Here is a 12831-nt window from a genome sequence, read left to right on the forward strand (position 1 = left end):
CGCTGGCAATCGGGTTGTGAGCGGGCTTGCAACCAAGCGCTTTTCGACTTACAGTACTGACTGGTCAGTACTGAAGGAGCCTCTACGTGGCCGATACAGCCTCCCCCATGCGCAACCGGCGGGCCTCACCTGATGTTCGTCAGGCAGACATTCTCGACGCTGCGCTATCACAATTCGCGGCGCGGGGTTATGCCGATGCACGCATGGAGGACGTGGCGCGCGAGGCCCGGGTCAGCAAGGGCACGGTTTATCTCTACTACCCCACCAAGATGGCCTTGTTCGAGGCTTTGGTGCGCCGGGATATCGGGCCGCGTGTCGAGGCGATATCGGGATTTCTTAAGGCCTATGACGGACCGCTGGAGCCGGTTTTGCGGCGCGTGGCGGGTCTGGTCGGCGGTCTGGTTGATTCCGGTCAAATACCGATCTATCCGAAACTGTTAGTGGCTGAGGCCGGACGTTTTCCTGAACTGGTGCTGTTCTATCGCCGCGAAGTGGTCGGCGTTATACTGACCGCCTTGAGCGGGGTGTTCGAACGCGCCATGGCGCGCGGAGACATACGGCGCAGCGATAGCGAGATTCTGGCGCATCTGTTTATTGCCCCTCTGCTGAAATCCGTCCTGTGGTCGCTGGTTTTCTCGCCGGCCGAGACGGTGCCTTTCAAGGCGACACCCTATCTAGAAGCCCATATTGATCTGTTCATGAAAGGCCTAAAAACAGGAGTGCCTTCTGATGCGTAAGCTGGTGGTGATGAGCGTGTGCCTGCTGGCGCTTGGCGGCTGCAATGCCAGGCAAGACGCCAGCTATAGCGGTTATGTCGAGGCGCAATCGGTCAGTATTGCCGCCCCGCAATCGGGTTGGCTAACCGCCGTCAATGTCGATCGCGGCGATGCGGTGGTCGCAGATCAGCTTTTGTTTCGTCTTGATCCCAGTCAGGCGCAACACGCCCTGTCGGGTGCGCAAAGCCGGGCCGAGGCGGCTCAGGCCAATGCGACCGACCTGTCGAAAGGCGCGCGCGACGCTGATATAGCGCCGATGCTGGCCCAGCGGGCACAGGCGCAATCGGCGCTTGATCTGGCGAAATCCAATGAGGCGCGGTATGCGCAACTGGAACCAAAGGGCTATGTCTCGGCCGCTCAAATGGACAGTTTGCGTAGCGCCACCAAATCCGCCTCTGCCGCCGTGGTCAGTATCGACAAACAGATCAGCGAAAAGCGTCTCGCCGCGCGCACGGATCAAGTCAAGGCCGCGCAGGCGACCGCCGAGGCGTCTGGCGCCGATGTCGCCTCAGCGCAATGGACGCTGGCGGATCGTGAGGTCCACGCGCGCCTGACGGGGCAGGTGGATGAGCGCCTGCGCGAGCCGGGCGAGTTTGTGGCCGCCGGGGCAGCGGTTCTGACCATTCGACCCAAGGGGCGCGAATTTGTACGCTTCTTTGTGCCGCAATCGGCGCTGGCCAAGCTGAAGGTGGGGCGTGTGGTGACCATCCGTTGTGATGGTTGCCCGGCCCTGTCGGGCAAGGTGCGCTATATCTCGGCCAATGCCGAATTTACCCCGCCAGTGATTTACAGCGTCAAAGAACGCCAGAAGCTGATGTTCCTGATTGAGGCGACACCGGACAAGCCGGAAGCGCTTCATGCCGGTCAGCCGGTCGATGTGAGCCTGTGATGGCGGACCCCGATCTCGCCCCGAAAGACCTGGCGCCAAAAGATCTCGCGCCAAAAGGTCTAGCGATTGACGTGCGTGGGTTAACCAAGCGCTTTGGCAAGCTGACCGTGGTTGATAAGGTCGACATCCAGATGCCGCGCGGGCAGGTGTGGGGCTTCCTCGGGCCCAATGGTTCGGGCAAGACCACAACCATCCGCATGTTGTGCGGGTTGTTAAAGCCCGATGCCGGTGAGGGGACTTGTCTTGGCTTCGACATCTTAAAAAACAGCCGCGAGATCAAGAACCAGGTCGGCTACATGACCCAGAAGTTTTCCTATTGGGAAGACCTGACCATTCGCGAAAACCTTGAATTCGTCGCCAATCTGTACGAGCTGAAAAACAGCCGCCAGATTGTCGATGAGACCCTGGAAACCTTAGGCCTGACCTCGCGGCAGAAGCAACTGGCGGGGACGCTGTCGGGCGGCTGGAAACAGCGGCTGGCGTTGGCCGCCTGCACCCTGCACAGTCCGAAAATGCTGATGCTGGACGAGCCGACCGCCGGCGTCGATCCGCAGGCGCGGCGCGATTTCTGGGACCAGATCCACCGCCTGTCGGCGCAAGGCCTGACCGTGCTGGTCTCGACCCATTATATGGACGAGGCCGAACGCTGCGATCAGATCGTCTATATCGCCTATGGCAAGCTGATGGCGCAGGGGCGGGTGGATGATATTATCGATCGCTCCAGGCTTTATACCTTTGTCGCGGAAGGGGTGGGCGTGCGCGATCTGATGGAGCGCCTGCGTGGCCAGCCGGGGGCTGACCATATCGCCTATTTTGGCAATGCCCTTCACGTCAGCGGCGGCGATCTGGACAGGCTCAAAGCCCTGATTGCCGGACAGGACAAGAGCGATGTCCAGTGGCAGCAGGTGCGTCCTAGTCTGGAAGACGTCTTTATCCATCTGATGACTTCAGCCGTCGATAATTCGGTGGGGGTGTAAAGTGTCGTGGTTCCACCGTATCCTCGCCATCCTGACCAAGGAATTTATTCAGATGCGGCGCGACCGCATGACGTTTGGCATGATGATTATGGTGCCAGTTATCCAATTGACCCTGTTCGGCTTCGCCATCAATTCCGACCCGCGCCATTTGCCGACCCTTTTGTACCTGGAAGACAACAGCTCGGCGGTGCGGTCCATTGTATCTGGCTTAGGCAATTCCAGTTATTTCGATATCAAGGGCCAGGTCGCAAGCGCTGAAGCGGGAACGCGCGCCCTGCAAAGCGGCGACGTCGCCTTTGTGGTGACGGTGCCGGCCGGTTTCACACGCGACCTGTTGCGCGGCGACAAGCCCGATCTGCTGATCGAGGCCGATGCGTCGGACCCGTCGGCGGCATCCAATGCCATTGGCATGATCAACCAGATCGTGCAGTCGGCCCTGCGCCCGGAACTGAAAGGCGCGTGGGCGCCGCTGAACCAGAGCGATCCGCCGGTCAATATCGTGGTCCACCGGATGTATAACCCGGAAGGCATCTCGCAGTACAATATCGTACCGGGCCTTCTGGGCGTTATCCTGACCATGACCATGATCATGATTACCTCGATTGCGATGACGCGTGAGACCGAACGCGGCAATATGGAAAACCTTCTGGCCATGCCGGCGCGGCCCTGGGAGGTGATGGTCGGCAAGATCACCCCCTATGTCGGGGTCGGGTTGATCCAGACGGCGATTGTGCTGCTGGCCGCCTATTATATCTTCCATGTGCCGTTTATCGGATCGCCCTGGGTGATGGCCCTGGGCGTGGGATTGTTCATCATCGCCAATCTGGCGGTGGGCTTTACCTTCTCGACCATAGCCCGCAGTCAGATGCAGGCCATGCAGATGACCTTTTTCTTCTTCCTGCCGTCGATGCTGCTGTCGGGGTTCATGTTCCCGTTTCGCGGCATGCCGGAGTGGGCGCAAGTGATCGGCCAGATCTTCCCGCTGACGCATTTCCTGCGCATAGTGCGCTCGGTGATGCTGAAGGGCTCGGACCTGGGCGCCATGTGGCCCAATATCTGGCCCATGCTGATCTTTATAGTCGTCGCCATGACGGTGGCGATGATGCGCTATCGGTCTACGCTGGATTAACCCGGTCCACCTGGCAGGGCATGACCTCAAGGGGTTACGGTTCGTAGGGGTAGAAATGCGCGCTTAAAGAGCGCCGGCCTTTATCAGTTGCGCCGCATGATCGGCCGCACGCGCCGTGAGGGCCATGTAGGTCAGGGACGGGTTCTGAACCGCCGAACTGGCCATACAACTGCCGTCGGTGATGAAGAGATTGGGAACGTCGTGGGACTGACACCAGCCGTTCAGGACTGAGGTTTTGGGGTCGCGACCCATGCGCGCCGTGCCCATTTCGTGGATCTTGTTGCCTGGTGCTGTCAGCGACTCTACGGTCATGCTGTCCGCATCCGATGACCAGATGTTGACGCACCCGGCGGCTTCCATCATGGCCCGTCCATCCCTGGCGGCTGCCTGCATAAGCTTCACTTCGTTGTCGCCCAGGCGGCAATCGATAACCGCTATGGGCATGCCCCACTTATCTGTCCTGGTCTCGTGCAGGCGGATGTGGTTGCGGTAATTGGGCAGCATGTCGCCAAAGGCGAAAATGCCGATGCTCCAGGATCCCGGCGTGCGGTTGGCCAGTTTGAAATCCTCACCGATGCCAGGACGGTCGCCGGTCCAGCCCGGACGCGTGGCGCCGCCCTGGAAGCCGAAGCCACGCAGGAAGGGCTTATCCGGTTCGGTGATATTGGCAAAATTGGGGACATAGATACCACCCGGACGACGACCGGCATGGTAATAGGCGTCGAACTCGGGCATGTCGCCCCCGGCGCCGGCGCCACCGAAATGGTCCATCAGATTGTGGCCCAACTGTCCGGAGCTGTTGGCCAGGCCCGTTGGGAAAGCTTCGGATCGTGAGTTCAGCATGATCAGGGTCGAGGCGACCGTTGAGGCATTGAGGAAGATCAGGCGTGCGCTGTAGGTCCTGGTGTCGCGCGTATTGGCGTCCATGACACGGACGCCGGTCGCGCGCTTCGATACCGGATCATAGTCGATGGCCTGCACGATGGCGTGGCTGATCAGGGTCAGGTTACCTGTGTTGCGCGCCGCCGGCAGGGTGGCCGACATCGACGAGAAATACGCCCCATAGGAACAACCGCGGTGGCAGTGATTGCGCACCTGGCAGGGGCCACGCCCAAGGTCCATCTGTTCCTGGGTCGGCTCGGTCAAGTGGGCGACGCGCGCGGCGATGACGTGGCGGGAGGGAAAGGCTTTGTTGACCCGCTCGGCGAAGGCTTTTTCCGGCATGGTCAGCTCGAAGGCCGGCTGGAAGATTCCATCGGGCAGGCTTTCGATGCCGTCACGGTTCCCCGATATGCCGGCGAAGCGCTCGACATGGTCGTACCACGGCGCCAGGTCATCATAACGGATAGGCCAGTCGACGCCAACGCCGTCCTTCTTGTTAAATTCAAAATCCTGCGGGCCAAAGCGGTAGGATTGTCGCGACCACATTAAGGACTTGCCGCCGCTGTGATAGCCGCGAACCCATTCGAACGGCGCACCTTCCGGTGTCTCGTAGGGCTGCTCGTCCTCCTTGACCCAGAATTGTTTGGTGGTTTCGTGCAGGGCATAGCCCACCGACCTCGATTGCATCGGATAGTGCGTCCTGCGCTCGTCCTCCTGAATGCGGTCGAGATTTGGCAACTCCCACGGCGACAGCATGTCGGAATAGTCTTTCTCAACGCTCAGTTCGCGTCCGCGCTCCAGGAGCAGCACCTTAAGGCCCTTTTCGCATAGTTCCTTGGCAGCCCAGCCGCCGCTCATGCCCGAACCTATGACGATGGCATCGAATTCACTCATAACAACATCCTGCATTCGGGGTTTTATTGGGCCCAGGTTCGGCCAATGTCGCTGATCGGTGCTGAAGCGATCCATCGTCCCGGCACCAGTTCGTATTGCAACTCCTGCGTCGCGCCCGGCTCCGACAGGTAATATACGGTGGCGATCAAGGATTTGACGGCGCGGTAACCGCCAAGACCGGCGGCGTCGGCGCCGTAGGCGAACGCGGCGGCGTCGAGATCGGTCAGGGCCTTTAGACGGCTTTTGGTGTCACCTGAGGTGCGGTGCGCGCCAAAGCGTTCCAGGTGCCCCGCGATCGCAGCCAGTTCGGCGCGATGGGCGCCTTGCGTGGGGGCGGAGGCCCAGGTCAGGTAAAGGTGGTCCAAATAGGCGGGGACACCGACGTCAATGGCCCCCGGTGTATCGGTGCGTGGAATAATGGCGTCGGCAAGAAATGTGACCAGCGCCAGTTCATCCGCACTGTAAAATGCGGGAACGCCGGGCTGTACCGCCTGCAGCGGGCGTGCCGCAGCACCTTGGAAGGTCGACAGCGCCGCAGCGCCGCCCAGGCTCAAAATCAATCCGTGCAAGACCTGCCGGCGCGTAGTCATGTTTCACTCCCGCGGCGGCACGGAGCCGCCATTTTTTTAATTGTCTTACCATAACGCTATACTTTCGAAGTACAAGACTGTGGCTTATAGGTTGAAGAAAATTCGACGATTGGCTTATTAAAATAAGTAGGCATCAGCGGTTTCGAAGCGCATTCCGCTCCAACAGGCGTGTGCTGTATTCCTGAGAAATTTCCCTGTGCGTGCGTCAGCATTGGCTTAGCCCGTAGATATGGAACGAAAATGTGGATTGGCGGTCTCTGGACCTATCGATCAATATCCTGAAGGCTCGGATATTATTCGTTCGCGATTCTTGAACATCTCGCTCATTCTGCCATGATCGATCTGTCATGGCTGAACGGGATATGGGAGGTGACGTCCGTCGCAGTTTGGCCGTGCAGCCGTTCACATTTAATCCAGATGGTACAATCGCCTACACCCTTCAGACATGACCTTTCTTAACCCATAGGCCCGAGCAAAAATAAGCAAAAATTCTTCCGAACCAGAAACCCCTCCGGAGATAAACATGAAAAACCTCATGGGTATGAGTCTTGCGCTCATCATCACCACCATCCCTGTTACGGCCCTTGCGACGGAAGCTAAGTGGGAGCCACTCTTTGATGGGAAAACGCTTGAGGGCTGGACAGCGAAGATAGCCGGGCACGCTGTTGGCGAGGATCCGTTACATACCTTCGTTGCGCAGGACGGTGTCATCCGGGTCTCCTACGCTCATTATAAAACGTTCGAGGGTGCCTACGGCCATCTGTTCTGGAAGGCGCCGCTGAAAGCCTATCGCCTGCGTTTCGAGTATCGATTGTTTGGCGAACCGCTCCCCGACATCAAAGAATGGGAGATCAGCAATTCTGGGGTGATGCTTCATGCGCAGGCGCCAGAGTCCATGCGCCGCGAACAGGCCTTTCCTGTGAGCCTGGAGTTTCAATTGCTAGGGATTCCCCGTCCGACTGAAGAGCCCACCGGTAATCTATGTACGCCCGGCACATCTGTCGTGATTGGCGCAAAACGTGACGAGCGCCATTGTATCCTGTCGTCGTCGCCGGTTCTGCAGGTCGGCCTGTGGACGCAGGCTGAGATAGAGGTCCTCCCCAATGGCGAGATCACCCATTTTATCAACGGCAAGCCAGTCCTGAACTACTCCATGCCGGAGCTTGATCCTGCGGACAAGGACGCTGTGCCGCTGATCACGACGGCAGGAGGTCTGCTTCAGTTGCGGCAAGGCTATATCGCGCTGCAAGCCGAGGGGCAGCAGATTGAGTTTCGCAACATAGAGGTTCAGCGGCTTGATTGACGAAAAGGGAGGTCATGCCGCCTTGCAAGATGAGACCAAATTTAAGCAAACTCTATACTGGTATCGATGGTGACAGGGTCTGATCGTTTTTGCGATTGACTCGCAAGTTGTATCCTTCTAATCACCTCCTTGAAAATAACTTGCATGTGCAAAGTTTTTTGAGGATGTGCTTTTGTCTGATCTGAGACTGAGTCTGATGATCACGCCACGACGGACGGCGCGCTTTGGCGTCTTGCTGCGTACGCTTTCGGCCATTGTCGGTGGTTACGGGATCGCCGCCCTGTGGGGGGCGCTTCTATCGGCAGGATTATCGCGCCTTGAAGGTGTGGACCCGTCCGGTGCGGTGCTGACCGGTATGCTGTCGTCGTTCGCGATCTGCGTTTGTGTCGTCATGTGGGTGTTTGCCGCCCGTGACCTGAAGCGGATGGTGCTGGGTCTGCTCATTCCTGCCATCATCTTCGGCGGTGCGCTCTGGCTTTTGCGGGGGGCGGCATGAAGGGCGCGTTCCGGCAAAGTATGGCGTGGCTGCATACCTGGACAGGGCTACTGGTTGGCTGGTTTCTGTTCGTCATCTTCCTGAGCGGTACCACGGCCTATTTCCAGTACGAGATCACGCGCTGGATGAAGCCGGAGCAGACGCGTGTCGTTACACCGCAGGTCGCGGCACAAAACGCCATGACCTGGTTACGCGCGAACCAGCCCGAGGCCGTCGCCTGGGATATCTACCTGCCGGGCAAGCGCGGTGGGCCGGTCGAGATCTACTGGACGCCGAAGCCCGAAGCCGGCAAGGACGCCGTGCGTGACTGGGAAAAGGATACGGCCAGGCTTGACGCGGCCACGGGGCAAAAGACGACCGGGCGCGACACACAAGGCGGCTACTTCCTCTATCGCTTCCATTATGACCTGCACTATATCCCGGTCATCTGGGCACGCTGGATCGTTGGCTTTTGCGCTATCATGATGCTGACCGCCTGTATCACCGGTATCGTCACACACAAGAAAATCTTCGCCGACTTTTTCATGCTGCGTTTCGGCAAGGGGCAGAGATCGTGGCTCGATGCGCACAATGTCAGCGCTGTGATGGCCCTGCCGTTTATCCTGATGATCACCTATACCGGCCTGGTCACCCTGGCCTCGCTCTATATGCCGTGGCCGATCAAGGCGAGCGGTATGACCGAAGAAAGTTATTTCGCCGCGCTTTATCCTGTTGCCCCGACGCGCGAACCGACCGGCAAGCCAGCGGCATTGATCAATCTCGACAAAGTGTTTGAAGCCACCCGCCGGCGCTGGCACGGCGACGGCATCGCCTATCTCAGCGCCGTCAATCCCGGCGATGCTGGCGCTACCCTGACCGCAACCAGCGCGCCGGATGAACGCCTGCAGACGCGCGGTGACAGTGTGCAGTTTGACGGCGCGACCGGGCAGATTTTGTGGGCCTCTCCGGTGCGTAGCGTTGAAGCAAAGACCGAAAGCGTGATGGTCGGCCTGCACGCCGGCCGCTATGCGGGCACCGTTCTGCGCTGGCTTTATTTTATCGGTGGCATCGGCGGCACGATGATGATCGCCACCGGACTGGTTTTGTGGACGAGTAAGCGCCGCCTAAAACTGCCCGATCCTGCGCGTCCGCACTTCGGTTTCAAACTGGTGGAAAAGCTCAATATTGGCTTCATCGCCGGCTTCCCCACAGGCATTGCTGTCTATTTTCTCGCCAACCGGCTGCTGCCGCTCGGCATGACCGCGCGAGCCGACTGGGAGATCCATAGCCTGTTCATCGCCTGGGTTGCGGTGCTGGTCTGGGCCTTTGCGCGACCGACGAAAAGGGGCTGGGTTGAGGCCATGAGCGCCTGCGCTGGTCTGTTTGCGCTGGTGCCGGTGGTCAATGCGATCACCACGCCGCGCGGGCTGATCCACAGCCTGTTCAGCGGCGATATCCTGTTCCTCAGCTTCGATGTCCTGATGCTGCTGACCGCTGCTGCCTATGCGCTGGCTGCATGGAAGACGGCGCGTCACAAGCCGTACGTCAAGGTGAACAAAAAAGCCGTTAACACCCAACCCGAACCCGCTTAACCCTTAAGGAGACTGCCATGTTCAAGACAACCGTTCTGAGTGCCGTCCTGTTTGCCGCCACATCCCTCACCGCGCAGGCTCATGAAGTCTGGCTGGAGCGTGACGCCACCACCTTGCACGTCTATCTCGGCGATCCCGATGGCAAGCCCGATCCTGAAGCCGCCAGGCGCCTGACCGGCGGCCAGTTGCTGGTCGGCGGCAAGCCGCAGGCCATCGCCTACACGGTCCAGACCGATCACCAGACATCGCCTGTCTCTGCCACGGGTGACGTGCGCTGGGTGCATAACGCCGTCTGGGAGCCGTGGAAGACCGACGATGGCAAATATCAGGCGGCGGTCTATCACGCGCGCTATGGCCGTTCGGAAACCACCGCTGGTCAAGGTTATGAGTTCGTGCCGGTGGCACCCAACAGCGACACCTTCGTTCTGACATTCGAGGGCAAGCCGGTCGCCAATAAGACGGTCAAGCTGGTCGATCCCGACAAATGGGCCAGACAGATGGAAACTGACGCGCAAGGCCGCTTCACTGTGCCGGCGCGTGGGCAGGGCAAATATATTCTGATCGCCGAGAACGAAACGCCGTCGGATGTCACGGTCTCCGGCCAGAAGGTCGACAGCCTGCTGCATATCGCGACCATGACCTACATCGCCGACTGATGATGAGCGACGCCTTCATTTTTCTGTTATGTCTGGGGGCGTTCGCCCTGCTGCTGGCGGCCATGGGCCGTCACCAGCCCGATTGGTTTGGCGCCAAACTGGCCAGATCCCTTAGCCTAAGTCTGCGGGCAGGGGGCTTCGGCCTTTTGTTCGCGGCCTGGCTGGTGGCAGGTTTCACGCAGGGCTTTGCCTACGGCACGGTCGTCTGGTGCGGCTGGATGACGGTCGCCGCGCTGGTCGTCATTGTGGTAAATTTCAACCGTGACATTTTGCTGAAATACCTGCGGCGCTGAGCGATGACGAATATGTCACCTTGTCAGCAGATAATGCAAATAAGACGCATTTGCTATTGACGCGGCAATAATTGCGAATTATTCGCAATATTATTCTGATGGCCGGGGATGGCGCGTAATTCAGCTCAAATTCTTTCCCAGCCTGTCGTTTGATGACCGCTTTCAAAGGAAAAATAATGGCATCTTCTCGTTGGCGCATGCCCTCACACTTCGCCCTCTTGGCGCTACTCGCGACGCCGGCCTTGGCGGAAAGCCTCCCCGATACGGAGACGGCGACCGAAGTCCAGACCGTCGTGGTCACCGGCAAGAAGGTCGAGAAGGGGCAGAACGAGGCGGCCAGCCATGGCGCCTTGGGTGAAAAAAAACTGCTCGATACGCCGTTCTCTGTGACCGTGATCGATGAAGAAGATATGTCCAAGCGCCAGGCCAATTCGGTGGCGCAGCTCTTTGTTAATGATCCGTCGGTGTCGTCGTCATCGCCTTCGGCCACTACCGACTGGTGGGGCGCCCAGATCCGAGGTCTCGGTGTGCGCAACTACTATGTCGATGGCAACCCGATGTTGCTCTACTGGGGTGGCGAATTTCCGCTCGAAGCCGTGGAAACGGTCGAGGCCCTGAAAGGCCTGAGCGGCTTTATGTATGGCTTTGGCTCGCCCGGCGGTGTCATCAGCTATTCACTCAAAAAGCCGACTGAGGCCAAGCGCCTGACGACCGAGATCGGCTATCGCAATGACAGCGTCTTTTATGCCAATATCGATGCCGGCGGCCGTCTTGGCGAAGACCAGAGATTGGGCTATCGCGTCGATGTCGCTGCAGAAAAGGGCGACGCCTACAATGGCGCCGGCGTCAACCGCACCTTAGGGTCGGTCGCCCTCGATTATCGCCTCACGCCGGATCTGATCTGGTATGGCAGCGCCATCTATCAGGACAGCAAGCTGGAGCACGAGCCCTTGTTGTTCTACTGGGATAGCTATACTGGTGACAACCTGCCGGAGGTGACCGACGATTACGATAACGTCCTGATCAAGGGCTCTTACTACAAGACCAAGACCCTGATCAGTTCGACCGGCCTGACATGGCAGATCAATGACACGTGGAAGGCCAATCTGGTCACCGGCTATACGCAGAAGGACCACTACTCTAACAAGATGTTCGCCTACATGCTGAACGAGGCCGGTGATTACGAAGGCACCGCCTATAACTTCTCTGGCCGCCTCAAGAACTATTCCACGCAGGCCACCTTGCAGGGTCAGGTCTATACCGGTTCGGTGAAGCACGACATCGTCGTTGGCGCCGCCTACCAGAAGACGACGGACCAATGGGGCAATGAGTGGTACTGGAGCAACGACTTCAACGGCAATATCTATCAGAAGCAGACCTTTGCCGTCACCCGCGATATCGACTACAGCTTCGCACCGGTCAGCGCCAACGAGCAGCAAACGGCGGCCTTCGCCAGCGATACGCTGCATTTCAATGACAAGTGGCAGGCCATCGTCGGCTTACGCTACACCTATTATGATCAGGAGGACATGGATGGTGACCCAAGCGTCGGCTCCGGTTACAGCACCGATGCCCTGACGCCCACCATCGCCCTGATCTACAAGCCGCGCGGCAATATCTCCGTCTATGGCAGCTATGTTGAATCGCTCGAAGCCGGCACGCGGGTGGGGGACACTTACGCCAATGTTGGTGAGATTCTTGATGCCACGATCAGCGAGCAGCTCGAAGTCGGCTTGAAACTCGAACAGGATCGCACCAGCTTTACCACGGCGGCTTTCCGTGTTGAGCGCGCCGCCCAGATTGATCAGTACGTCGATGGCCTGCGCTATCTGAGTCAGGACGGTCTGACAATTTATCAGGGGCTGGAAGCGATCGGTAGCTACAAGGTCAATGAGGCCTTGCGTGTGGGCTTAGGCGCTACTTATCTCGACGCCAGCATCGAAGACGTGTCACCTGATAACGCTGCCGTCGAAGGTCATATCCCTGCCAGTGCCGCCAAATGGCAGGCTGTCGCCAATGCCGATTACGATGTCCAGTCGATACGCGGTCTAAGCCTGCACGGCAGCGTGCGCTATTACGGCGACGCCTATTATGACGACCTGAACCGTATCCTCATCCCGCACCGGACCCTGGCCAATGTCGGCTTCCAGTATCGCACAGAGATGTATGGCCACGGAGTGACCTTTACCGGGAATATCAACAATCTCTTCAACACGACCTATTGGGAGATGAGCGGCCTTGGCGAAGGCATCAATGGAGCGCTCAGTATGAAGGTGAACTGGTAGGTCTACAATTGAGGCGGCAGAATGAGGTTTTCCAAGAAAATCTCATTCTGCCTGTTGAGCGTACCGCCAGCTTACTTTAGGAATGCACCT

General features: G+C 58.8%; 12 protein-coding genes. 10 read left to right on the forward strand and 2 right to left on the reverse strand.

Going from position 1 to position 12831, the window contains the following annotated elements; all coding sequences use genetic code 11:
- Positions 1 to 86 precede the first annotated feature (86 nt).
- Genes ABQ278_RS17550 through ABQ278_RS17565 form a run of 4 tightly spaced genes read left to right on the forward strand, consistent with a single transcriptional unit; the run spans position 87 to position 3771 of the window.
- Positions 87 to 737, forward strand: coding sequence for a TetR/AcrR family transcriptional regulator (locus ABQ278_RS17550; protein ID WP_349322324.1), 651 nt, complete (start codon positions 87 to 89; stop codon positions 735 to 737).
- Entirely contained in the window at positions 730 to 1665 is a 936-nt protein-coding gene (locus ABQ278_RS17555; RefSeq protein WP_349322325.1) for an HlyD family efflux transporter periplasmic adaptor subunit, read from the forward strand. Before ABQ278_RS17550 ends, ABQ278_RS17555 begins: the two co-directional genes overlap by 8 nt.
- Positions 1665 to 2642 carry an ABC transporter ATP-binding protein gene (locus ABQ278_RS17560; protein ID WP_349322326.1) on the forward strand — a complete coding sequence of 326 codons (978 nt, stop codon included), beginning with the start codon at positions 1665 to 1667 and terminating at the stop codon, positions 2640 to 2642. Before ABQ278_RS17555 ends, ABQ278_RS17560 begins: the two co-directional genes overlap by 1 nt.
- A gap of 1 nt (position 2643) precedes the next feature.
- Positions 2644 to 3771, forward strand: a complete 1128-nt coding sequence (locus ABQ278_RS17565; RefSeq protein WP_349322327.1) for an ABC transporter permease — start codon at positions 2644 to 2646, stop codon at positions 3769 to 3771.
- A gap of 63 nt (positions 3772 to 3834) precedes the next feature.
- Here the strand turns inward: ABQ278_RS17565 and ABQ278_RS17570 are convergent, their stop codons facing one another.
- Both ABQ278_RS17570 and ABQ278_RS17575 read right to left on the reverse strand, forming a co-directional pair.
- On the reverse strand, positions 3835 to 5547 hold the full coding sequence (locus ABQ278_RS17570) for a GMC family oxidoreductase (protein ID WP_349322328.1): 1713 nt from the start codon (positions 5545 to 5547) through the stop codon (positions 3835 to 3837).
- 23 nt (positions 5548 to 5570) lie between these two features.
- A complete protein-coding gene (locus ABQ278_RS17575; RefSeq protein WP_349322329.1) occupies positions 5571 to 6137 on the reverse strand; it encodes a gluconate 2-dehydrogenase subunit 3 family protein in 567 nt (188 codons plus the stop codon).
- A gap of 523 nt (positions 6138 to 6660) precedes the next feature.
- Between ABQ278_RS17575 and ABQ278_RS17580 the strand changes: the two genes are divergently transcribed.
- From ABQ278_RS17580 to ABQ278_RS17605, 6 genes are all read left to right on the forward strand, one after another.
- A complete protein-coding gene (locus ABQ278_RS17580) occupies positions 6661 to 7440 on the forward strand; it encodes a DUF1080 domain-containing protein (RefSeq protein ID WP_349322330.1) in 780 nt (259 codons plus the stop codon).
- Between the two features lie 172 nt (positions 7441 to 7612).
- Positions 7613 to 7936 (forward strand): hypothetical protein, encoded by a 324-nt coding sequence (locus ABQ278_RS17585; RefSeq protein ID WP_349322331.1) that lies wholly within the window; start codon positions 7613 to 7615, stop codon positions 7934 to 7936.
- Positions 7933 to 9507 (forward strand): PepSY-associated TM helix domain-containing protein, encoded by a 1575-nt coding sequence (locus tag ABQ278_RS17590; protein ID WP_349322332.1) that lies wholly within the window; start codon positions 7933 to 7935, stop codon positions 9505 to 9507. Before ABQ278_RS17585 ends, ABQ278_RS17590 begins: the two co-directional genes overlap by 4 nt.
- Before the next feature lie 17 nt (positions 9508 to 9524).
- Positions 9525 to 10163 carry a hypothetical protein gene (locus ABQ278_RS17595; protein ID WP_349322333.1) on the forward strand — a complete coding sequence of 213 codons (639 nt, stop codon included), beginning with the start codon at positions 9525 to 9527 and terminating at the stop codon, positions 10161 to 10163.
- The gene (locus tag ABQ278_RS17600) at positions 10163 to 10456 is read left to right on the forward strand and encodes a DUF3325 domain-containing protein (RefSeq protein WP_349322334.1); all 294 of its coding nucleotides are present in this window, start codon (positions 10163 to 10165) and stop codon (positions 10454 to 10456) included. Before ABQ278_RS17595 ends, ABQ278_RS17600 begins: the two co-directional genes overlap by 1 nt.
- A gap of 176 nt (positions 10457 to 10632) precedes the next feature.
- Entirely contained in the window at positions 10633 to 12741 is a 2109-nt protein-coding gene (locus ABQ278_RS17605) for a TonB-dependent siderophore receptor (RefSeq protein ID WP_349322335.1), read from the forward strand.
- The last annotated feature ends 90 nt before the right edge of the window (positions 12742 to 12831 follow it).

Origin of the sequence: Asticcacaulis sp. MM231, from assembly GCF_964186625.1 — a bacterium.
Taxonomy (GTDB): Bacteria; Pseudomonadota; Alphaproteobacteria; order Caulobacterales; family Caulobacteraceae; genus Asticcacaulis.

Excerpts from the sequence above, each read along its gene's own strand:
- ABQ278_RS17580 (WP_349322330.1), top strand. The coding sequence starts at position 6,661 with ATGAAAAACCTCATGGGTATGAGTCTTGCGCTCATCATCACCACCATC.
- ABQ278_RS17570 (WP_349322328.1), bottom strand. The coding sequence starts at position 5,547 with ATGAGTGAATTCGATGCCATCGTCATAGGTTCGGGCATGAGCGGCGGC.
- ABQ278_RS17600 (WP_349322334.1), top strand. The coding sequence starts at position 10,163 with ATGATGAGCGACGCCTTCATTTTTCTGTTATGTCTGGGGGCGTTCGCC.
- ABQ278_RS17555 (WP_349322325.1), top strand. The coding sequence starts at position 730 with ATGCGTAAGCTGGTGGTGATGAGCGTGTGCCTGCTGGCGCTTGGCGGC.
- ABQ278_RS17590 (WP_349322332.1), top strand. The coding sequence starts at position 7,933 with ATGAAGGGCGCGTTCCGGCAAAGTATGGCGTGGCTGCATACCTGGACA.
- ABQ278_RS17595 (WP_349322333.1), top strand. The coding sequence starts at position 9,525 with ATGTTCAAGACAACCGTTCTGAGTGCCGTCCTGTTTGCCGCCACATCC.
- ABQ278_RS17560 (WP_349322326.1), top strand. The coding sequence starts at position 1,665 with ATGGCGGACCCCGATCTCGCCCCGAAAGACCTGGCGCCAAAAGATCTC.
- ABQ278_RS17605 (WP_349322335.1), top strand. The coding sequence starts at position 10,633 with ATGGCATCTTCTCGTTGGCGCATGCCCTCACACTTCGCCCTCTTGGCG.
- ABQ278_RS17575 (WP_349322329.1), bottom strand. The coding sequence starts at position 6,137 with ATGACTACGCGCCGGCAGGTCTTGCACGGATTGATTTTGAGCCTGGGC.